Below are 19,204 nucleotides of genomic sequence, written 5' to 3'. Positions count from 1 at the left end.
CGTGTTACTCACCCGTTCGCCGCTCGAGTACCCCGAAGGGCCTTTCCGCTCGACTTGCATGTGTTAAGCACGCCGCCAGCGTTCGTCCTGAGCCAGGATCAAACTCTCCAAACAATGTCTGAAGAAAATCCCGACAGACACCACACACCGTGGTGCCAATCAAAGGAACCATCCCCACACCCCACAGGGCGTGGAAGACGGAGGTAATGCATATTCATGCACTGGCTTTTAACACACTGTTGAGTTCTCAAGAAACGGACGCGTACACCATCACCCAGACCAGCAGGCCCAAGCTCCGGGGCTTCCATCTCGTTCACTTATGTCCTCTACTTTAGCGGATCCGCTTGACCGGGAGCAAATCGCGCCGTTACCGGCACTTGACTTCCAGCCACCCGAACCCACTAGCATTCGGACCGCCCCGTCTCCAGGGCAACCCCTCTAACTTACCCAACCCCACCGAGCGACGCAAACGACGCTTGGTAGATCTTCAAGATAGAGGGAGCCGACACACCCTGACCTGCACAAACCCGCGCGCCAGCCACCCGAAGGTGGTCAGTGCGGGGATGTTTGGCCGGGCGGTGCCGACAACAAAAGATTAGCAGTTCCCCGACAGCCCTCGATCCATTCCGGGGAACATCTCGGAGTCGGAGGCGACACAGGCGGTACCTCTCGGACATTCCCACCCGGCGGGGCGCCCGCGCCCGTGCGTCACGCCAGTTGGGAGAGCAAGGGCGCGCCATAGACTCGCCACGTGAGCAGCGACACGCCTCCCGTGGCGAAGAAGGTTCCGGCCGAGCGCACTCATCACGGCGACACCGTGATCGACGAATACGCGTGGCTGGCCGACAAAGACGACCCCGACACGGTCGCGTACCTGGAAGCGGAGAACGCCTTCACGCAGGCCCGTACCGAGCACCTGAAGCCCCTGCAGGAGACGCTCTTTCAGGAGATCAAGGGCCGTACCCAGGAGACCGACCTCTCCGTCCCCACCCGTAAGGGCGGCTGGTGGTACTACTCGCGCACAGAGGAGGGGAAGCAGTACGGCATCCAGTGCCGTCTCGCCGCGACGGGCGACACCCCTCCCGTGCTGAAGCCCGGCGAGCCCCTCGAAGGCGAGCAGATCCTGCTCGACGGCAACGAGCTGGCCGGCGACAGCCCGTTCTTCGCCATGGGCACCTCGGCGGTGAGCCCCGACGGCGGCACCCTCGCCTACTCCACCGACTTCAGCGGCAACGAGCGCTTCACCCTGCGCTTCAGAAGCCTCGCCACCGGGGAGGTCCTGGACGACCAGATCCCCGACATCTTCTACGGTGGCGCCTGGTCGGCGGACGGTTCGGCGTTCTTCTACACCACGGTCGACGAGGCCTGGCGGCCGTACCGAGTGCATCGGCACATCATCGGCACCCCCGCCGAGCAGGACGTGCTCGTCTACGAGGAGCCCGACGAGCGGTTCTGGGTCGGCATCGGCCTCACCCGCAGCGAGCGCTACCTCGTGCTCGGCGCGAGCAGCAAGATCACCAGTGAGGTCCGCGTCCTGGACGCCGAGTACCCGACGGGCGAGTTCGCCGTCGTGCGTCCCCGCCACACCGGCGTCGAATACTCCATCGACCACGCGGGCGACCGCTTCCTGATCCTGCACAACGAAGGCGCGGAGAACTTCGAGCTGGCCGAGGCCCCGATCGACGACCCCTCGAAGTGGACCCCGCTGATCCGGCACCGCGACGACACCCGTCTGCTCGACGTCGACGCGTTCTCCGACCACACGGTCGTGCACTTCCGCCGTGACGGGCTGACCGGCATTCGCGTGCTGCCGGCGGAGGGCGAGCCGTACGAGATCTCCTTCCCTGAGACGCTGTACACCGCCGAGCCCGCCGGCAACCCCGAGTTCCACACCACCAGGCTCCGCGTGGCGTACGCGTCGTTCGTCACACCACCCTCGGTGTACGACTACGACCTGGTCGGCCACGAGCTGATCCTGCTGAAGCGGCGCCCGGTGCTCGGCGGGTACGACCCGGACGACTACGAGCAGTTCCGCGAGTGGGCGACCGCCGCCGACGGCACGAAGGTCCCGATCTCCATCATCGCCAGGAAGGGCGCCGAGCGGCCGGCCCCGACGGTGCTGTACGGCTACGGCAGCTACGAGACCTCGATCGACCCGTCGTTCTCGGTGGCGCGGCTCAGCCTGCTCGACCGCGGCATGGTCTTCGCGGTCGCCCACGTCAGGGGCGGCGGCGAGATGGGCCGCCGGTGGTACGAGGAGGGCAAGCTCACCCGCAAGAAGAACACCTTCACGGACTTCGTCGACGCGGCCAGGCACATGAGGGAGTCGGGCTGGTCGAGCGAGATCGTGGCCAGGGGAGGCTCGGCGGGCGGTCTGCTGATGGGCGCGGTCGCCAACCTCGCACCCGAGGTGTTCGCCGGCGTGGTGGCCGAGGTGCCTTTCGTGGACGCGCTGAACACCATCCTCGATCCGACGCTGCCGCTGACGGTCATCGAATGGGACGAGTGGGGCGATCCGCTGCACAACCCGGACGTCTACGCGTACATGAAGTCGTACACGCCGTACGAGAACATCGACGACCGGACATATCCCCCGATCCTTGCGATCACCAGCCTCAACGACACCCGGGTGCTGTATCACGAGCCGGCGAAGTGGATCGCCAGGCTCCGCGCCACCGCGACAGGAGGGCCGTTCCTGCTCAAGACCGAGATGGGCGCAGGTCACGGCGGCAGGAGCGGTCGATACGATGCCTGGCGCGAAGAGGCCTTCACCCTCTCGTGGATCCTCGAGCGGGCCGGAAAGACCGACGGCACAGGAGAGAGCAAGTGACGTATTCCCCGTCCGGCGACCGCTACCAGCGGCAGCCGTACAACCGGTCCGGCAGGAGCGGTCTGAAGCTGCCCGCGGTGTCGCTCGGGCTCTGGCACAACTTCGGTGACGACAAGCTGATCGACACGCAGCGGGCCACGCTGCGCCGGGCCTTCGACCTGGGCGTCACGCACTTCGACCTGGCCAACAACTACGGCCCGCCCTACGGCTCCGCCGAACGGAACTTCGGCTACATCTTCGCCCAGGACTTCCGGCCGTACCGCGACGAGCTGATCATCTCCACGAAGGCCGGGTACGACATGTGGCCCGGCCCGTACGGCGAGTGGGGCTCCCGCAAGTACCTCCTGGCCAGCCTCGACCAGTCGCTGTCGCGCATGGGGCTCGACTACGTCGACATCTTCTACAGCCACCGGCCCGATCCCGACACCCCGCTCGAGGAGACGATGGGGGCGCTCGACACGGCCGTACGGTCCGGGCGCGCTCTGTACGCCGGTATCTCCAACTACACGCCGGAGCAGACGAAGGAGGCGGCCAGGATCCTGCGGGAGATGGGCACGCCGCTGCTCATCCACCAGCCGAGCTACTCGATGTTCAACCGGTGGATCGAGGACGGCCTGCTCGACGTCCTCGGCGAGGAGGGCGTGGGCTGCATCCCCTTCTCGCCGCTGGCGCAGGGCGTGCTGACCGACCGTTACCTGAACGGCGTCCCTGAAGGGTCGAGGGCGTCCCTGCAGAGGTTCCTGCGGCCGGACAACCTCACCGACGACCTGATGCGGCGGGTGCGCACGCTGAACGAGATCGCGGCCGGCCGCGGGCAGTCGCTCGCCCAGATGGCCCTGGCCTGGGCGCTGCGCGACGCGCGGGTCACCTCGGTGCTGATCGGCGCGAGCAGCGTCAGGCAGCTGGAGGACAACATCGCCGCGGTGGACAACCTGGAGTTCTCCTCCGACGAGCTCACCGCGATCGACAAGGAGATCGCGCAGCCCGGAGAACGGCTGGTCTGAGGTCAGGACGGCACGGCGGGCCCGGGAGGGCCGCCGTGCCGGCTCCTACAGGGCGTTGTGTCGCTGGAGCCAGGCGAAGGACGCCCACCCGGGCAGGACGGGAAGCCAGAACGTCAGCAGCCGGTAGAGCAGGACGGCCGAGGTGGCGACCGTGCCGGGGAGCCCGGAGAGCGTCAGGCCGAGCGAGAGGGAGGCCTCGACGGCGCCCAGGCCGCCCGGCGTCGGCGCGGCGGAGCCGATCGCGTTCCCGGCGAGGAAGACGACGGCCACGGCCGTGAAGGGGAGCGACCCGCCGAAGGCCCGCACGCAGGCGTCCAGGCAGACCACGAAGGCGAGCGTCAGCAGCAGTGTGCCACTGACGCCTTCGAAGATCTTGCGCGGCGACTGCAGGACGTCGAGCAGACGCGGCATCACCCCGGAGAACAGCGGCCGGATCCGTCCGGCGACCCAGCGGCGCAGCTGGGGCACGGCGAGCACGATGAGCACGAGCACGGCGCCCGACAACAGGGCGATGACCAGGCCGCGCGACGGGCTCACCGTGGGGGCCGCCTTGGTGCCGGTGACGTACCCGAAGAACAGCAGCAGCACGATGTGGCAGCCGAGCCCGACGAGCTGCGAGGCGCCGACGCTGGCCACGGCGAGGCCAGGCGAGATCCCGCGTTTCTGCAGGTAGCGGGAGTTGATCGCGACACCGCTGACGGCGGCGGGGGCCACGAGCTTGACGAACGAGCCCGCGAACTGCGCCAGGACCGTCGGCCACAGGGGCAGCCTCTCGGGGACGAAGCCCCGCAGCATCAGCGCCGCGGCGACGTAGCTGACGATGGCCGCGACGAGGGCGACGCCGCCCCAGCCCCACTTCGCCGAGGTGACGACCTCGACCAGGTTGACCCTGCTGAGCTGGGAGAGCAGGAAGTAGGCGGCCAGGGCGCTCGCGATGATCGTGACGAGGGTGCGCGGCCGGAACCGCTCCAGCCGTACCTCTTCGACCTCGACCTGCGGGGTGAGGGCCACGATGTGCTCGCGGAGCGCGGGGAGGATCTCTTTGTCCTTGCTGACCTCGGCACGGGTGCCCCTGGTGAGCGCGATGCGCTGCAGGAGCGGCAGCGCGCCCGCGAGGGCCTGCTTTGGGATCACCTTGGCGGCGCACATGACGGACCGCTGCGGCCCGATGCGCAGCGCCAGGTAGGTGAGCAGCTGGGCGATGTCGAGGCGGAGCAGAAGGTCGCCGGCCGCGATCTCACCGCTGCGGGCGTCCATCAGCACCACCTGGCCGCCAGGGCCGACGTGGATGCTGTCGCCGGTGAGGCGGCGGTGGGCGAGGCGCTGGGCCTGCAGCAGCTCCACCTGCCGCCAGATCCTGATGATCAGCTCGTCGTCGAGCTCGTCGTCGAGGAGGTCCTCCAGGGCGCGGGTCTCGAGGTGCTCGTACGCCAGCAGCGCGGCGTCGGTGCCGATCTCGCTGGTGCCGACCAGGCGGGGGGTGTTCACCCCGGCGGCCTGCGCGGCGTACGCCATGAGGGCCTCGCGCTCCAGCTCGGCCCGCAGGGAGCGGATGGCGCGGCGGCGGGTCTCGGAGTTGAGCCGGATGCGCCGCCAGAGGCGGTAGAGGACCCCGGCGACCTGCCGGTCGCGGTCGAGGACGGTGAGGTCGTAGCGGCGGCCGTCGGTGGTCGAGACGGCGTAGCGGCGGCTGCCCTGGGCGTCGTCGGCCACCCGGCGGGCGCTGTGCGGGGTGAACCCGAGCTTGCGGAAGGCGGAGACGACGGTGCTGCCGGGCGGCCGGGTGTTGGGGCTGCCGACGGCGTACAGGGTGGCGTACCCGACGGCGAGGCCGACGAGGTAGGTGACGAACACGCCGAGGGCGGTCGCCTCCGCGCCGGTGAACAGGGCGAACACGTCGAGGGCGATCGCCATCCACATCAGGGCCCGCCAGGTGGGGCGGCGGGAGATGCGCACGGCCGTCACGTAGGCGACGACCGAGGTGAGCAGGGTGTTGAGCGGCTCGACGTCGCGTTGCCCGGTGAGGAGCACGCGCAGGTCGGTCGGGCCGGCGGCCACCAGCCATTCGCCGAGCACGAAGGAGACGAGCATGCCGATGATCGCGGCGATCAGGCCTTCGGCGACCCGTAACCCGTCGCGGTGGAACACCCTCTCGACGGCGAAGGCGGCGGGCACCGCCAGCACGGCGGTGCCCGCGAGGAAGCTCGCGACGCCGATGAGCAGGGCGGGGGCGCGGCTCGTGCCGTCGCTGACGTCGGCCTCCAGGCCGTTGAGGGTCTGCTTGGCGACCAGCGCCAGCAGGACGACGGCGGCCAGGGTGAGCAGGCCGGCGAGGAAGCGCAGGGCGTCCGAGGGCCGCCGGATGCGCTGCGGAAGCAGCGGCTCCTGGACGAGGACCACCTGGTCGCCCGATGCGGAGGTGTCCGGGGCCTGATGCTCGGAGGTCTCCGGGGCGGCGGGAGGGGGAGGAGGAGCGGAGCCCGGATCGGGGCTGTGCGCGGCCACGGGAGGACCGGCTACGGAGATGTCCGTCCCCGCGCCCTTCGCCGCCTCGTCGCGCTCCCTGATATCGGTCACCGCCGGTGTCTACGCTCGTCTCTGGTCATACGATCTTTTCTAGCCTCCCTCGGCAGGAAACGGCGCGGACCCCACCGGATCCGGCGGCCCGTCTCCGGCCGCCGGCGAGGTGGCGCACCATCGCCGTTCGCTGCCACTCTACGGCGCGTCCGGCGCACGGCGATCGGCCGTACCCCGACCGTGATCGGTGGCCGCGGTCCTGTCGGGCGCTCGGCACCGACGGCGGGAATGCCTGCGTGGCCGCCGGGAGGCGGTCGCATGGCCTTCGCGCGACCGGCAGGGATCGTTCTCCCCTCGACCAGGGCAAACATGGCCATAGGTGCAATATCCCGGCCAAGAACGGCACAGGTACCGTTGACCCATGACGCGTGAGCTCAACGTTCTGGGCGCCTGCCCGCTCGACTGCCCGGACACCTGCTCGTGGGTTGTCACGGTGAAGGACGGCGAGGCCGTACGCCTGCGTGGCAATCGTGAGAACCCCTACACCCGTGGCGCGCTGTGCGTGAAGGTCAACCGCTACCTGGAGCACGCCAAGGCCGCCGACCGCATCCTCCACCCCATGCGCCGCGTCGGCCCGAAGGGCTCCGGCCGGTTCGAGCGCATCAGCTGGGACGAGGCGCTCGACGAGATCGCCGAGCGCCTCACCTCCATCATCGACGAGTACGGCGGCGAGGCGATCTGGCCGTACCAGGGCACCGGCACCCTGGGGTACATCCAGGGCGAGACCGGTGAGGCCGGGCGGCGGCTGTGGAACGCGCTCGGGGCGTCCCGCCACGACCTGAACATCTGCTCCCGCGCCGGCAACCTGGGGCTCCAGCACACCAACGGCACTCCCGGCGGCATGGATCCCGAGACGTTCGCGCAGTCGAAGCTGATCCTGTTGTGGGGCACGAACACGCTGACCAGCGGCCACCACCTGTGGAAGTTCATCCAGGACGCGCGGGCGGACGGTGCGCACGTCGTCGCGATCGACCCGATCAGGACGCGGACCGCCGACCAGGCCGACGAGTACCTCGCGATCCGCCCGGGGACCGACGCGGCGCTCGCCCTCGCCCTCATGCACGTGGTGCTGGACGAGGGCGCCGAGGACCGCGACTATCTGGAGAACCACACCACGGGCTGGGAGGACTTCCAGCGGGAGATCCGCAGGTATCCCCCGAGTGTGGCGGCCGAGATCACCGGGATCCCGGAGAAGGACATCCGCGCCCTCGGTGTGCGGCTCGCGCACACCCGCCCGACCGGGATCCGGGCCACGATGGGCATCCAGCGTCACCGCGGCGGCGGAACGGCCATGCGGACGATCGCCTGCATCCCGGGCGTGACCGGCGACTGGAGGTACCCGGGCGGCGGCGTGGCCTACTCCACCAGCGCTTATGTCCCCATCACGGCGGACACCCGGCCCGACCTGCTCGCCAAGCCCGTGCGCTCGCTCACGATGACGCGCCTGGCGGAGGGCCTGGAGGACACCGTGAACCCCGTCAAGTGCCTGTGGGTCTACGGCGCGAACCCGATGGGCAGCACCTCCGACCAGAACCGCATCCGCCGGGGCCTGCTCAGGGACGACCTGTTCACGGTGGTGATGGAGCAGTTCCCCACCGACACGGTCGACTACGCCGACATCGTGCTGCCCGCGACCATGCAGATCGAGCACTTCGACCTGCACGCCGGATACGGCCACATGTACCTGGTGTGGAACGAGCCCGCGGTCCCCCCGCCCGGGGAGTGCCTGTCCACGACGGAGACCTTCCGCCGGGTGGCCCGGCGCCTCGGCCTGACCGAACCGTCCCTCTACGACTCCGACCTGGAGATCGCCGAGCAGTTGCTGTCGTCCGGCCACCCGGCTCTCGAAGGGATCACCGTGGAGCGGCTGCGGCGCGAGGGATGGGTGCGCATGAACTACCCGGACCCGTTCGTCCCGTTCACCGAGGGGTTCCCGACGGCCTCGGGCAAGCTGGAGTTCCCGCCCGCCGGGCAGGCCTACGTCGAGCCCTTCACGGCGCGCGCCGAGGGCCCGTACAAGCTGACGCTGGTCACGCCGGCGGCGCACACGTTCCTCAACACCACGTTCGGCAACAACCCCGAGCTGGTACGCCGCGCCGGCACGCCGGCGATCATGATCAGCGAGAAGGACGCCGCCGACCGGGGCCTGGCCGACGGGCAGCGGGTGCGCGTCTTCAACGACAACGGCGAGATGACCATGGAACTGCGGGTCACCGACCGGGTGGGAGCGGGCGTGGTGGCCACGACGAAGGGGAACTGGCCGAAGCTCAGCCCCGGCGGGGTCAACGCCAACGTCCTGGTCGACGAGCGCGACGCCGACATGGGCAGGGGCGCCGTCTATCACGACAACTTCGTGGAGATCGCTCCCGCCCCGTGACGCACGCTCAGAGGCTGAGTTTGAAGCCCACGTGGGAGTCGACGAAGCCGAGTGAGGCGTAGAAGCGGTGGGCGTCGGCCCGGGCCTTGTCGCTGGTCAGCTGCACCATGCGGCAGCCGCGGTCGCGGGCCCGGTCGACCGCCCACCGCATCATCGCGCGGCCGAGGCCCTGGCCGCGCGCGCCGGCGGCGACGCGTACGGCCTCGATCAGGGCCCGCTCCCCGCCCTTACGGGACAGGCCGGGGATGTAGGTGATCTGCATCGTGCCGACCACCTCCCCGTCCGCCTCGGCGACGACGAGTTCCTGCCGCGCGTCGGCGTCGATCGCCTCGAAGGCGGTCAGGTAGACCTCGTCGGAGGGGTCCCCCTCACGGGCGGCGGCGATCGGATCGTCGGCGAGCATGGCCACGATCAGGGGAACGTCCTCCCGCCGGGCGGGACGAAAGATCAAAGACATGCCTGAAGCGTATCCAGAGCCGTGCTTGATCGCCTCGCTCCGCTCGGCGGCGAGGGGCGGGGTCAGGGAGGGATCAGGGTTGGTCCCCGATGTGCCGAAGGGGTGGCGCGGGGCAATCTGTGAGCATGAACGAACTGACTCGACGCGACGAGATGTCGCTCGCCGGCGCCGCCCTCCGTGGCGCGCCTTGGAAGGCCGCGGCGATCACCGGCGCGGCGAGCGCGGCGATCAGCTACGTCATGGGAGTGATCCTCCCCGGGCCTGCCGACTTCGCCTGGGCGCTCTGCCTCGGTGTCAGCCTCTTCAGCCTCGTGGCCGCCATCGGCGCCGTCAGGAAGCCGGACACCGGCGACCGCGTCACCCGGCAGGCCCGGCTCTGGTCGCTGCGCCACCCATGGCGGTTCGCGCTCTACCCGGGCCTCGGCGCGGCCGTCATGATGTACCCGATCCAGCTGGTCTTCGACGGCGAAGGCGTGTTCGGCGCCGCCCGGGACGCGGCGCTGGGCGGCGCGGCGGTCTACCTGATCGCGGCGGGCCTCACGGCCATCTCCCGTAACGGAGGGGGCCAGACCACTCGGTGATCCCGGCGTACCTCGAAGGTCCGCCTCCCGTGGGGAGGCGGACCTTTCGCATACCGGGGGTCAGGCGGTCGCGGCGCGCTCGGCCTCGTTGCGGCAGACGCAGAACTCGTTGCCCTCCGGGTCGAGAAGGGTGACCCAGCCCGTGCCGTCGGGGTTGCGGTGGTCCTCGAACAGTTCGGCGCCCAGGCCGACCAGCCGCTCGACCTCCCCGTCACGGGTGCCGCCCTCCTCGGCCCTGACGTCCAGGTGGAGGCGGTTCTTGACGGTCTTGCCCTCCGGCACCTGGATGAACAGCAGATGAGGCCCCTGCGGCGCCAGGAGCATGACCTCCTCGTCGCCCTTCTCGGCTTCCTCGTCGAGCGGCCATCCGATGGCCTGGTGCCACCACTGGGCGAGTTCGTAAGGGTCGGCCGCGTCGACGGTCACGTTGTGGATGCCAATCATGGCCTCAGCCAAGCGCAACACCGGCAAACAGGTCAAGCTGGTTGCTGCGCCGATCCATCCAGGTTTTTCTCCCGACACCTGAAACACTTCTCGATACCCGGACATGTGTGGAGGTCAGCGGCTCTTCAGGCAAGGCTTGCCGAGAGCAACCCCATCGGAAGGAACGAGTGGCGTGGGACCACCCGAGCCAGGGCAGCGCTTCGAGGCGATCTACCTGGCCCACTACGCGGACCTCCTGGCGTACGTGCGGCGGCGCACCGAGTCACCCGACGACGCCGCCGACGCGCTCTCGGAGACGTTCGCGACCGCATGGCGCCGGGTGGACGACATCCCCGAGGGCGAGCAGGCCCGGCTCTGGCTGTACGGGGTGGCCCGGCTCGTCCTGGCCAACCAGCGCCGGGGCGAGATGCGCCGTACCGCGCTCGCCACCCGCCTGCGCGCCGAACTGAAGACCTGGGACGAATCCTCGCCCCGCCACGACCGCGACGCGGTCCGGGCGGCGTTCGAGCGGCTCAGCCCGGACGACAGGGAACTGCTGTCGCTGGTCAGCTGGGAGGGGCTGGACAGCGCCCAGATCGCGACCGTCCTCGGCTGCTCGCGCGGAGCCGTACGCCTGCGGCTGCACCGCGCCCGCAAACGGCTGGCGCGCGAACTCCACGCCGCGGACCTCGACCTCGTCGCCTACGGCCCGCGCGCGGTCGCGCTACTGAAGGGGCAATCGTGAAGACGGACATCGACCGCCTGGTCGCCTCGATCAGCCCCGACCCCGGCCCCGGCATGACTCCCGGCGGGCGGGAGCTGCTCCAGGAGATCCTCGACGGAAAGCCCGCCGAGGCCACCCTCCTGAACCCTTCCCAGCAGAAGGTGCCGCTCACCGAGCGCATGCGTCTACCGCGCCTTTCGCGCTGGAGACTGGCCGCGCCGCTCGCCGCGCTGCTGGTGATCCTGGGCTGGGCGATCCCGTCCGGTCTCGGGGTCCAGCCGGCCTCGGCCACCCTCGACATCACCGAGTCGGGGAAGTTCTTCGTCATCAAGGTCAAGGACCTCTTCGCCGACCCCACGCGGTACCAGGCCGAACTCCAGGCGCGCGGCCTGAAGGTCACGATCAAGGTCGTGCCGGGCAGCCCGAGTCAGGTGGGCGACGTGGCGGTGATCCCGGAGGACGTCGACGAGGTCGATCCCAAGGTCACCCATGTCATCCCGCCCAGCGACGACATCACCTCGCTGGAGGACCGGACGTGCGGCTTCTGGGAGCACTGCACGCTGGGAGTGCGCATCCGGGTCGGCTACCAGGGCGGAGGGACGATCTGGCTGACACGCAAGGCGCTCCCCGGCGAGCGCTACCAGTCACCCGGCTGGCTCGCCGCGCCCGGTGAGCCCCTGGCCTGCATCGACTTCATCAACCAGAAGGTCCCGGACGTGCTGCGACTGCTGAAGCGGCACGGTGTCACCAACGTCATCTACACCACCTACCACGGCAACCGCTCGTCGGCGCCCGACTCCTGGTACGTGCACGACGGCGTGATGAGCGAGAACGGGCAGGCCCTTCTCCTGGTCGACCCCGCCCCGCACCCCCACCCGAAGAGCGTGGACTTCTGGTGCGACGGACCCGACATCGACACACCCGGGCTGAAGGTCGGCTCGGATTCCGTGAGATAGCGGTCTCCCGGCGGCCGCCCCCGCTGAGGGCCGCCGCCGGGTCACCGGCCCCTTGTGAGGCTCTGACCTCCAGCGCGTAACTCTTCGCGACCCCTCTCCTCCCTGGCCCACGCACGGCTTGACACGACTACCGTACGCGGCCATTTGATCACTATTTGTCAAGATTGGATTCGTCGTGCTCATCGACACCTTCCGGCCGTCGCATCTCCGGCTCGCCCGGGCGCGGCCCACCCTGCGGGCGCACCTGCCGTTCGCGGTGGTCCTCGGCCTGGCCGCCGCGCTCCGCGTCGTGACGATGCTGGGGTACCGACCGGCGCAGTTGTACTGGTACGACTCGTTCGACTACCTGGATGTGGCCTTGCACCTGCGGCCGACGCTGGGGTTCCACCCGAGCGGATACCCCTTCCTGTTGTGGCTGCTGCGGCCGTTCCACAGCATCGCCCTGGTGGTGGGGGTCCAGCACGCGATGGGGCTCGGCATCGGCGTGATGATCTACGCCGTGCTGCGCCGCCGTCGCCTGCCGGGATGGGCGGCGTGCCTGGCGGCCGTGCCGGTGCTGTTCGACGCGTCGTTCCTGCGACTGGAGCACGGAGTGCTGTCGGACACGCTGTTCAACTTCCTCATCGTGGCGGCACTGGCGATCCTGCTCTGGTCGCCGCAACCGAGCGTGCGGGCGTACGCCGTCGCCGGGGGGCTGCTGGCCTTCGCCACGCTCACCCGGACGATCGCGCTGCCGCTGCTCGTGGTGACCCTGATCTGCCTGGCGGTGCGGCGCGCCGGAGTACGCCGGCTCGCCGCCCTGGCAATCGCCGGGACACTGCCACTGGTCGCGTACGCGGGCTGGAACGCCCAGGTCAACGGTAAGTTCACCCTGACCACCGGGGACGGCGGTCTGCTGTGGGCGCGGACCATGACGTTCGCCGACTGCTCGGTGATCAAGCCCCCGCCGGCCGAGGCCCGCCTGTGCCCGAACGGCGCCCGGCAGGACGCCGCCTCGGAGTACGTATGGGATTCGAAGGCGTCCCTCAACCTGCTTCCCGGAGGACGCGACGCCAACAACGACCTGGCGCGCTCGTTCGCGGTCCGCGCCATCCTCGCCCAGCCGTTCGACTACCTGGCCGACGTGGCGCGTGACACGGCGCTCACCTTCGCCTGGACACCGGTCCGCCACCCCCTGCGGGTCACGCCGGCCTTCGGGTTCGCGCGGGGGCAGTGGTCGCTGCCGGACTACCCGCTGGTGGAGAAGGCCCGCAGGGGTTACGACCCGGACGGCATCACGGGGCTGCGCTCGGTCGACCCCTACGCCGGCTTCCTGATCGCCTACCAGTACCCGGCGTACGTACGCGGACCGGTGATCGGGGTGATCCTGCTCCTCGGCGGGCTGGGCGCGCTGGTGCGGCGGCGGACGGCGCTGCTGCCGTGGGCGGCGGCGATGTTCCTGCTGGTGGGGCCGGTGGCCGTCCTGGACTTCGACCATCGCTACGTCCTGCCGGTGATCCCCGTCGCCTGCCTGGCGGCGGCCCTGGCGGCCGCGGACCTGGTGGCGGTCGTGCGCGGCCGGCGGAGGCCGGGAGGAGGCGCCCGCCCGTAGTGGTGCACGCCACCCTTTCCACCGGTTCTCAGGGGTTACTCGTGGGTAGCATTCGCGGTAAGGTTACTGACGAGTACGTTCTATTTCCCCCTTGGTTCGAGGAGACACGCATCCATGGGCCACTACAAGAGCAACGTCCGCGACGTGGAGTTCAACCTCTTCGAGGTCTTCGGCAGGCGTGAGATCCTCGGCACCGGACCGTTCGCCGAGGTGGACGAGGACGTCGCCCGGAGCATCCTCGACGAGGTCAACCGGCTCGCCACCGGCCCCCTGGCCGAGTCGTTCGAGGACGCCGACCGCAACCCGCCGGTCTTCGACCCCGCCACCGGCACCGTGAAGCTCCCCGAGAAGTTCAAGAAGTCCTACCAGGCACTGCTCGAGGGCGGTTGGACCCACCTGGACCTGCCGCAGGACCTGGGCGGCCCCGGCCTGCCGCGCAGCGTGGCGTGGGCGACCGCGGAGATGGTGCTCGGCGCCAACCCCGCCCTTTACATGTACGGCGCGGGCCCGAACTTCGCCTACACGTTGTGGAAGATCGGCACCGAGGAGCAGAAGCGCTTCGCGGAGATGGCCATCGAGCGCGACTGGGGCGCGACCATGGTGCTGACCGAGCCCGACGCGGGCTCCGACGTCGGCGCCGGCGTCACCAAGGCGATCCAGCAGCCCGACGGCACCTGGCACATCGAGGGCGTCAAGCGCTTCATCACCAGTGCCGAGCAGGACATGACGGAGAACATCTTCCACCTCGTGCTCGCCCGCCCCGAGGGCGCGGGCCCGGGCACCAAGGGCCTGTCGATGTTCCTCGTCCCGAAGTACATCGTGGACCTCGAGACCGGTGAGCTCGGCGAGCGCAACGGCGTCTACGTCACCAACGTCGAGCACAAGATGGGCCTGAAGGCCTCCACGACCTGCGAGCTCACCTTCGGCGCCAAGCATCCCGCCATCGGCACGCTGGTTGGCGGCGTGCACGAGGGCATCAAGCAGATGTTCATGATCATCGAGCACGCCCGCATGATGGTCGGCACCAAGGCGATCGCCACCCTGTCCACCGGCTACCTGAACGCGCTGGCGTACGCCAAGGAGCGGGTGCAGGGCCCGGACATGACGAAGATGACCGACAAGAGCGCTCCGCGCGTGACCACCACGCACCACCCGGACGTCCGCCGCGAGCTCATGCTGCAGAAGGCGTACACCGAGGGCATGCGCGCGCTGGTCCTGTACACGGCCACCTTCCAGGACGCCGTGCTGATCGCCGGGCACGAGGGCGTCAGGAACGCCGAGGCCGAGGCGATGAACGACCTGCTGCTGCCGCTCGTCAAGGGCGTCGGGTCCGAGCGGTCGTACGAGATGCTGGCCCGCTCGCTGCAGACGCTGGGCGGCTCGGGCTACCTGCAGGACTACCCGATCGAGCAGTACATTCGCGACGCCAAGATCGACTCCCTCTACGAGGGCACCACCGCGATCCAGGGCCTGGACCTGTTCTTCCGCAAGGTGCTGCGCAACCAGGGCGCCGCGCTCGGCTCGCTGCTCGCCGACATCAAGGCCTTCGCCGCCTCCGACGCCGGCAACGGCAGGCTCAAGGAGGAGCGCAAGCTGCTCGACGAGGCCGCCGACGAGATCAAGACGATGGGCGACACCATGGCCGGATGGGCGATCGGGTCGCTGGAGAAGGCCGAGGAGATCTACAAGGTCGGCCTCAACACCACCCGGTTCCTGCTCGCCCTCGGCGACCTCGTCATCGGCTGGCTCCTGCTGCGCCAGGCCGAGATCGCCCTGAAGGCCCTCGGTGAGTCCGACCGCGACAAGGCGTTCTACACCGGCAAGGTGGCCGCCGCGTCGTTCTTCGCCACGACCGTGCTGCCGCGCCTGGCGGCCGAGCGCCGCACGCTCGTCGCCACCGACCAGAGCCTGATGGAGCTGCCGGAGGACGCGTTCTGACGTCTCGGCGGCCACGGGAAGGGGAGGGAGCCACCAGGCTCCCTCCCCTTCTGGTGTTTCAGCGTGAGAGGCGGGCGGCGACGCCGTCCAGAAGGATCTCCAGGCCGAACTCGAACGCGGTGTCGACCGGGAGGTGCTCCGCCTCGGCGATGATGCGTTCGAGGTAGGGGTACCGGCCGCTGCTCATCAGCTCCCTGAGATACGGCGCGTGCGCGGCCTGCCATTGCTCCTCGTCCAGGCCGGCGCGCTGGAGCGCCGCCTCGACCTGCCGCTCCGCGCGTACGAGGCTGGTCACGTGGGCGCGCACGAGGTTGAAGATCTGCATCATCTCGTCGATCGTGAACCCCAGGCCGTCGAGCAGCGACATGGCGTACTCCGAGGTCTGCAGGGTGTTCGGGCCGAACGTCGGCGTGGCCGACTGCAGCGTGATGATCCAGGGACGGCGGCGGAACTCGGCCAGTTGCCGGACGGCGAGCTCACGCAGATCGGCGCGCCAGTCGCCCGTACGCCGCTCGGGGAGGCCCATGCGCCCGACGGCCTCGTCGAGCAGTAGTTCGTGCAGTTCCTCCTTGCTCTCGACATAGCGGTAGAGCGACATGGTGGCCGCGCCCAGCTCCTTGGCGACCCGGCGCATGGTCACGGCGTCGAGGCCTTCGGTGTCGGCGATCTCGAAGGCGGCCTCGGCGATGCGCCGATGGGTGAGCCGCGGCCTGCGGTCTTCCTGCCGCTCGGCGGACAGCCGCTCCCACAGTCCCTGTCTCAGGCGCTCCGCTTCTTCCATGCGTACATCGTATTTCTCTTGTACGACGTACGCTTAATGTGTACGTTGTACGCGAGATGTACAACGTACACAGGGAGGATGAGATGGGCGACGCGGCCGTACTGGCCGCCGGGCTGCGCAAGCGGTTCGGCGGCACCCAGGCGTTACGAGGCCTGGACCTCGAGGTACCGGCGGGCACGGTGTTCGGCCTGCTCGGGCCGAACGGTTCAGGCAAGACCACCACCGTGCGGATCCTCGCCACGCTGCTCCGCCCCGACGAGGGGACCGCCCAGGTCGCCGGCTTCGACGTCGTACGGCGGCCCGCCGAGGTCCGCGCCCGGATCGGGCTCGCCGGGCAGACGGCCGCGATGGACACCGAGCTGAGCGGGCGCGAGAACCTGGAGATGGTCGGCCGGCTCTACCACCTGCCGAAACAAGCACTCCGCCGGAGAGCGGACGAGCTCCTCGAACGCTTCGGCCTCACGGGGACCGGGAAACGGCTGGTCTCCACCTATTCGGGAGGCATGCTGCGCCGCCTCGACCTCGCGGCGGGCGTGTTCGCCGCCCCGCCGGTCCTGTTCCTGGACGAACCCACCACCGGCCTCGATCCCCGGCACAGGCGGGAGATGTGGGCGCTGATCGGCGAGCTCGTGGCCGAAGGCACCACCGTCCTGCTCACCACCCAGTACCTGGAGGAGGCCGACCAGCTCGCCGACCGGGTCGCCGTCCTCGACCAGGGGCGCGTCATCGCGTCCGGGACCCCCGCGGAGCTGAAGAGGTCGGCGGGCGGCGAGTGGCTCGACGTGGTCGTCGCCGACCAGCCCAGGCTCGGCGAGGCGGCATGCGTACTGGAACGCGTCGCGGGAAGCGAACCCAGGGTCGACACGGCCGGCTCGCGGGTCTCCGTACCCGTGAACGGCCCGGGCACGACCGCGCTCACCGCCGCGGTCCGGGCACTGGACGACCAGCGGATCGCCCTGGACGACATCGCCCTGCGCCGCGCCACCCTCGACGAGGTGTTCCTGCGGCTCACCGGCGCGTCACGGGCCGGCTGAGGGAGGAGCCGTCATGAACGTTCCTCCTCCGCCCGCCTCGCTCAGCGCCAGGCTCCGCTGGGCCCTGGCCGACGCCTGGACGATCGCCCGGCGCGACCTCACCCACCTTCGCAACCGGCCGGGGTACCTGGTGGGCATCGCCGCCGCGCCCCTGACCTTCGTGCTGCTGTTCGGGTACGTCTTCGGCAGCGCGATCCAGGTGCCGGGCGGCCAGTACCGGGCGTACCTCATGCCGGGGATCTTCGCGATGATCACGGCGTTCGGAGCGGTGGGGACCATGGTGGTGGTCTCGACCGAGATGTCGAAGGGGGTGACGGACAGGTTCCGATCGCTGCCGATGTCCCGCTCGGCGGTGCTGCTGGGACGGTCCATCGGGGACCTCCTGACGGCGGTGCCCAGCACACTCCTCATGATCGCATGCGGCCATGTCGTCGGCTGGCGGATCGAGAACGGGCCCCTCGAGGCGGCCGCCGCCTTCGGCCTGCTGTTCCTGCTGAGGTTCGCCCTGACCTGGGTGGGGTCCTACGCCGCCCTGCTGGCCGGAGACCCCGAGACGGCCGACCAGCTGAGCAGGGCCGTCGTCTTCCCGCTGACGATGATCGGCAACACCTTCGTGCCGACGCAGGGGATGCCCGGCTGGCTGCGCACGGCGGCCGACTGGAACCCGATCAGCGCCGTCACCACGGCCTGCCGGGAGCTTTTCGGCAACCCCGGCCTCCCGGGCGCACAGGCCCCCTGGCCGCTCCAGCACTCCGTCGCGGTCACGCTCGGCTGGTCGATCGCACTGATCACCGTCTTCCTCCCGCTGGCGGTACGCCGCTACCGGGCGCTCGGCCGGTGAATCGGTAGTGTGAGCGGCCCTGGCGGGGTATTACCCTGCCGCTGGACGCTCTTTACCTTCACCGCGTACGTCGAGTCCCGGAGGTCTAGATGGGGATCGGAGTCAGCATCTTCTTCCTGACCGTCGGGGCGATCCTGAAGTTCGCCATCGAACCCGACGTGCTCGGCCGGAGCGTGCACATCGACGTCATCGGCGTGATCTTCATGGTGGTCGGCGCGGTGGGCCTGCTGCTCAGCTTCGTCTTCATGTCCCGCCGCGGCGCCACCTCCGACAACCAGCTCCAGCACCGCGAGAACCCGCCCTCGGTCTGACTCCTCCGTGCCCGCAGCGGGGGACCCGGCGGGGGCTCCGGGCCGCGACGCCGAGGGGGGTCGTACGCTGGCCGCGCAGGCAATTGAAGGAGAGACGATGTTCCGGCACGTTGTGCTGTTCAGCTGGGTCGCGGGAGCCACCGAGGAGCAGAAGGCCGCGGTGGAGGCCGGTCTGAAGGAGCTGCCCGCGGCGATCCCGGAGATCCGCCGGTACGAGATCGGTGGCGACGCCGGCATCAACCCCGGCAACTACGAGTTCGCGGTGGTGGCGGACTTCGACTCCGAGGCCGACTACCTCGTCTACCGCGACCACCCCGTGCACCGGGCGGTCATCGCCGACGTGATCAGGCCGATCCTCGCCAACCGCGCGGCCGTCCAGTACACCTTCTGACGGAGCACGTCCACTCAGCGGTCCAGGCCTTCCTGAACCGGCCGGTCGGCGGCCTGGAGAAGGCGTCGTCCGAGAAGCCCGGCGGCCTCCTGTAGTTCCACCCTGCGGGCGTTCCTGGTGTGGGACCAGCACAGGAGATACCACCTGCCGCGGCGCACGACGACGACCCACGGGTCGACGTCCATGACCCGTTCGGCCTCCGGGCACATGCGGTAGCCGGATCCGCCCGGTGAGGGGAGGGCTACCCGATGATCACGCAGCCCGGTGTGGAGGTCACCTGGGGCGAACTCCACGTCGGCAGCCGCGACGTCTTCGCCGACGCGGGCTTCACCCAGGTGAGCGCGCCCACGCTCCGGCGCGTGGTCATGCGCGTCGACTTCTGAACACG

At 69.8% G+C, this 19,204-nt stretch carries 18 protein-coding genes and 1 rRNA gene; 13 read left to right on the top strand and 6 right to left on the bottom strand.

Annotation, left to right across the window (positions count from 1 at the left end; all coding sequences use genetic code 11):
- Positions 1-114, bottom strand: a 16S ribosomal RNA gene (locus KIK05_RS25575); the annotation flags it as partial.
- A 637-nt stretch (positions 115-751) separates the two neighbouring features.
- On the opposite strand from KIK05_RS25575, the gene KIK05_RS49015 reads away from it, so the two are divergent.
- Both KIK05_RS49015 and mgrA read left to right on the top strand, forming a co-directional pair.
- The gene (locus KIK05_RS49015) at positions 752-2,830 is read left to right on the top strand and encodes a S9 family peptidase (protein WP_214413359.1); all 2,079 of its coding nucleotides are present in this window, start codon (positions 752-754) and stop codon (positions 2,828-2,830) included.
- On the top strand, positions 2,827-3,834 hold the full coding sequence (gene mgrA, locus KIK05_RS25565) for an L-glyceraldehyde 3-phosphate reductase (RefSeq protein WP_214413358.1): 1,008 nt from the start codon (positions 2,827-2,829) through the stop codon (positions 3,832-3,834). The genes KIK05_RS49015 and mgrA overlap by 4 nt, the downstream gene beginning before the upstream one ends.
- Before the next feature lie 45 nt (positions 3,835-3,879).
- Here the strand turns inward: mgrA and KIK05_RS25560 are convergent, their stop codons facing one another.
- Positions 3,880-6,411, bottom strand: a complete 2,532-nt coding sequence (locus KIK05_RS25560) for a lysylphosphatidylglycerol synthase transmembrane domain-containing protein (RefSeq protein WP_308250108.1) — start codon at positions 6,409-6,411, stop codon at positions 3,880-3,882.
- Positions 6,412-6,772: 361 nt separating this feature from the next.
- Between KIK05_RS25560 and KIK05_RS25555 the strand changes: the two genes are divergently transcribed.
- Entirely contained in the window at positions 6,773-8,788 is a 2,016-nt protein-coding gene (locus KIK05_RS25555; RefSeq protein WP_214413357.1) for a molybdopterin-containing oxidoreductase family protein, read from the top strand.
- Positions 8,789-8,795: 7 nt separating this feature from the next.
- Here the strand turns inward: KIK05_RS25555 and KIK05_RS25550 are convergent, their stop codons facing one another.
- Positions 8,796-9,245 carry a GNAT family N-acetyltransferase gene (locus KIK05_RS25550; protein WP_214413356.1) on the bottom strand — a complete coding sequence of 150 codons (450 nt, stop codon included), beginning with the start codon at positions 9,243-9,245 and terminating at the stop codon, positions 8,796-8,798.
- 125 nt (positions 9,246-9,370) lie between these two features.
- Between KIK05_RS25550 and KIK05_RS25545 the strand changes: the two genes are divergently transcribed.
- On the top strand, positions 9,371-9,826 hold the full coding sequence (locus KIK05_RS25545; RefSeq protein WP_214413355.1) for a hypothetical protein: 456 nt from the start codon (positions 9,371-9,373) through the stop codon (positions 9,824-9,826).
- 60 nt (positions 9,827-9,886) lie between these two features.
- On the opposite strand, the gene KIK05_RS25540 is transcribed toward KIK05_RS25545, so the two are convergent.
- Positions 9,887-10,270: a VOC family protein gene (locus KIK05_RS25540; RefSeq protein ID WP_214413354.1), complete on the bottom strand. Its 384-nt coding sequence runs from the start codon at positions 10,268-10,270 to the stop codon at positions 9,887-9,889.
- A gap of 172 nt (positions 10,271-10,442) precedes the next feature.
- On the opposite strand from KIK05_RS25540, the gene KIK05_RS25535 reads away from it, so the two are divergent.
- The 4 genes from KIK05_RS25535 to KIK05_RS25520 all read left to right on the top strand — a co-directional run bounded on the left by KIK05_RS25535 (position 10,443) and on the right by KIK05_RS25520 (position 15,458).
- Positions 10,443-10,994, top strand: coding sequence for an RNA polymerase sigma factor (locus KIK05_RS25535; protein WP_214413353.1), 552 nt, complete (start codon positions 10,443-10,445; stop codon positions 10,992-10,994).
- Positions 10,991-11,929, top strand: coding sequence for a hypothetical protein (locus KIK05_RS25530; protein WP_214413352.1), 939 nt, complete (start codon positions 10,991-10,993; stop codon positions 11,927-11,929). The genes KIK05_RS25535 and KIK05_RS25530 overlap by 4 nt, the downstream gene beginning before the upstream one ends.
- 175 nt (positions 11,930-12,104) lie before the next feature.
- Positions 12,105-13,520: a hypothetical protein gene (locus KIK05_RS25525; RefSeq protein ID WP_214413351.1), complete on the top strand. Its 1,416-nt coding sequence runs from the start codon at positions 12,105-12,107 to the stop codon at positions 13,518-13,520.
- 114 nt (positions 13,521-13,634) lie between these two features.
- Entirely contained in the window at positions 13,635-15,458 is a 1,824-nt protein-coding gene (locus KIK05_RS25520) for an acyl-CoA dehydrogenase (RefSeq protein ID WP_214413350.1), read from the top strand.
- Between the two features lie 58 nt (positions 15,459-15,516).
- Here KIK05_RS25520 and KIK05_RS25515 read toward each other — a convergent pair whose 3' ends face one another.
- A complete protein-coding gene (locus tag KIK05_RS25515; protein WP_214413349.1) occupies positions 15,517-16,239 on the bottom strand; it encodes a TetR/AcrR family transcriptional regulator in 723 nt (240 codons plus the stop codon).
- 83 nt (positions 16,240-16,322) lie between these two features.
- On the opposite strand from KIK05_RS25515, the gene KIK05_RS25510 reads away from it, so the two are divergent.
- The 4 genes from KIK05_RS25510 to KIK05_RS25495 all read left to right on the top strand — a co-directional run bounded on the left by KIK05_RS25510 (position 16,323) and on the right by KIK05_RS25495 (position 18,816).
- Positions 16,323-17,273 carry an ATP-binding cassette domain-containing protein gene (locus KIK05_RS25510; RefSeq protein ID WP_214413348.1) on the top strand — a complete coding sequence of 317 codons (951 nt, stop codon included), beginning with the start codon at positions 16,323-16,325 and terminating at the stop codon, positions 17,271-17,273.
- A gap of 13 nt (positions 17,274-17,286) precedes the next feature.
- A complete protein-coding gene (locus KIK05_RS25505; protein ID WP_214413347.1) occupies positions 17,287-18,114 on the top strand; it encodes an ABC transporter permease in 828 nt (275 codons plus the stop codon).
- An 89-nt stretch (positions 18,115-18,203) separates the two neighbouring features.
- Complete coding sequence (locus KIK05_RS25500) at positions 18,204-18,425, top strand: DUF6458 family protein (protein ID WP_214413346.1); 222 nt, start codon at positions 18,204-18,206, stop codon at positions 18,423-18,425.
- Between the two features lie 97 nt (positions 18,426-18,522).
- Positions 18,523-18,816: a Dabb family protein gene (locus tag KIK05_RS25495; RefSeq protein WP_214413345.1), complete on the top strand. Its 294-nt coding sequence runs from the start codon at positions 18,523-18,525 to the stop codon at positions 18,814-18,816.
- A gap of 14 nt (positions 18,817-18,830) precedes the next feature.
- Here the strand turns inward: KIK05_RS25495 and KIK05_RS25490 are convergent, their stop codons facing one another.
- Positions 18,831-19,025 (bottom strand): WYL domain-containing protein, encoded by a 195-nt coding sequence (locus KIK05_RS25490; RefSeq protein ID WP_214413344.1) that lies wholly within the window; start codon positions 19,023-19,025, stop codon positions 18,831-18,833.
- A 39-nt stretch (positions 19,026-19,064) separates the two neighbouring features.
- Here KIK05_RS25490 and KIK05_RS48290 point away from each other — a divergent pair, with 39 nt between their 5' ends.
- On the top strand, positions 19,065-19,199 hold the full coding sequence (locus tag KIK05_RS48290) for a hypothetical protein (RefSeq protein WP_284681428.1): 135 nt from the start codon (positions 19,065-19,067) through the stop codon (positions 19,197-19,199).
- Positions 19,200-19,204: the final 5 nt, after the last annotated feature.

It is taken from the genome of Sphaerisporangium fuscum, assembly GCF_018531465.1.
Classification (GTDB): Bacteria; Actinomycetota; Actinomycetes; order Streptosporangiales; family Streptosporangiaceae; genus Sphaerisporangium; species Sphaerisporangium fuscum.
The sequence above is the reverse complement of the archived record's forward strand: the minus strand, read 5'-3'. Positions and strand labels throughout refer to the sequence as shown.

Bases quoted from the DNA above. Each gene is read 5' to 3' on its own strand.
- KIK05_RS48290 (WP_284681428.1), top strand. From the start codon at position 19,065: ATGATCACGCAGCCCGGTGTGGAGGTCACCTGGGGCGAACTCCACGTC.
- KIK05_RS25510 (WP_214413348.1), top strand. From the start codon at position 16,323: ATGGGCGACGCGGCCGTACTGGCCGCCGGGCTGCGCAAGCGGTTCGGC.
- KIK05_RS25515 (WP_214413349.1), bottom strand. From the start codon at position 16,239: ATGGAAGAAGCGGAGCGCCTGAGACAGGGACTGTGGGAGCGGCTGTCC.
- KIK05_RS25505 (WP_214413347.1), top strand. From the start codon at position 17,287: ATGAACGTTCCTCCTCCGCCCGCCTCGCTCAGCGCCAGGCTCCGCTGG.
- KIK05_RS25500 (WP_214413346.1), top strand. From the start codon at position 18,204: ATGGGGATCGGAGTCAGCATCTTCTTCCTGACCGTCGGGGCGATCCTG.
- KIK05_RS25545 (WP_214413355.1), top strand. From the start codon at position 9,371: ATGAACGAACTGACTCGACGCGACGAGATGTCGCTCGCCGGCGCCGCC.
- KIK05_RS25495 (WP_214413345.1), top strand. From the start codon at position 18,523: ATGTTCCGGCACGTTGTGCTGTTCAGCTGGGTCGCGGGAGCCACCGAG.
- KIK05_RS25520 (WP_214413350.1), top strand. From the start codon at position 13,635: ATGGGCCACTACAAGAGCAACGTCCGCGACGTGGAGTTCAACCTCTTC.
- KIK05_RS25540 (WP_214413354.1), bottom strand. From the start codon at position 10,270: ATGATTGGCATCCACAACGTGACCGTCGACGCGGCCGACCCTTACGAA.
- KIK05_RS25555 (WP_214413357.1), top strand. From the start codon at position 6,773: ATGACGCGTGAGCTCAACGTTCTGGGCGCCTGCCCGCTCGACTGCCCG.
- KIK05_RS25550 (WP_214413356.1), bottom strand. From the start codon at position 9,245: ATGTCTTTGATCTTTCGTCCCGCCCGGCGGGAGGACGTTCCCCTGATC.
- KIK05_RS25490 (WP_214413344.1), bottom strand. From the start codon at position 19,025: ATGTGCCCGGAGGCCGAACGGGTCATGGACGTCGACCCGTGGGTCGTC.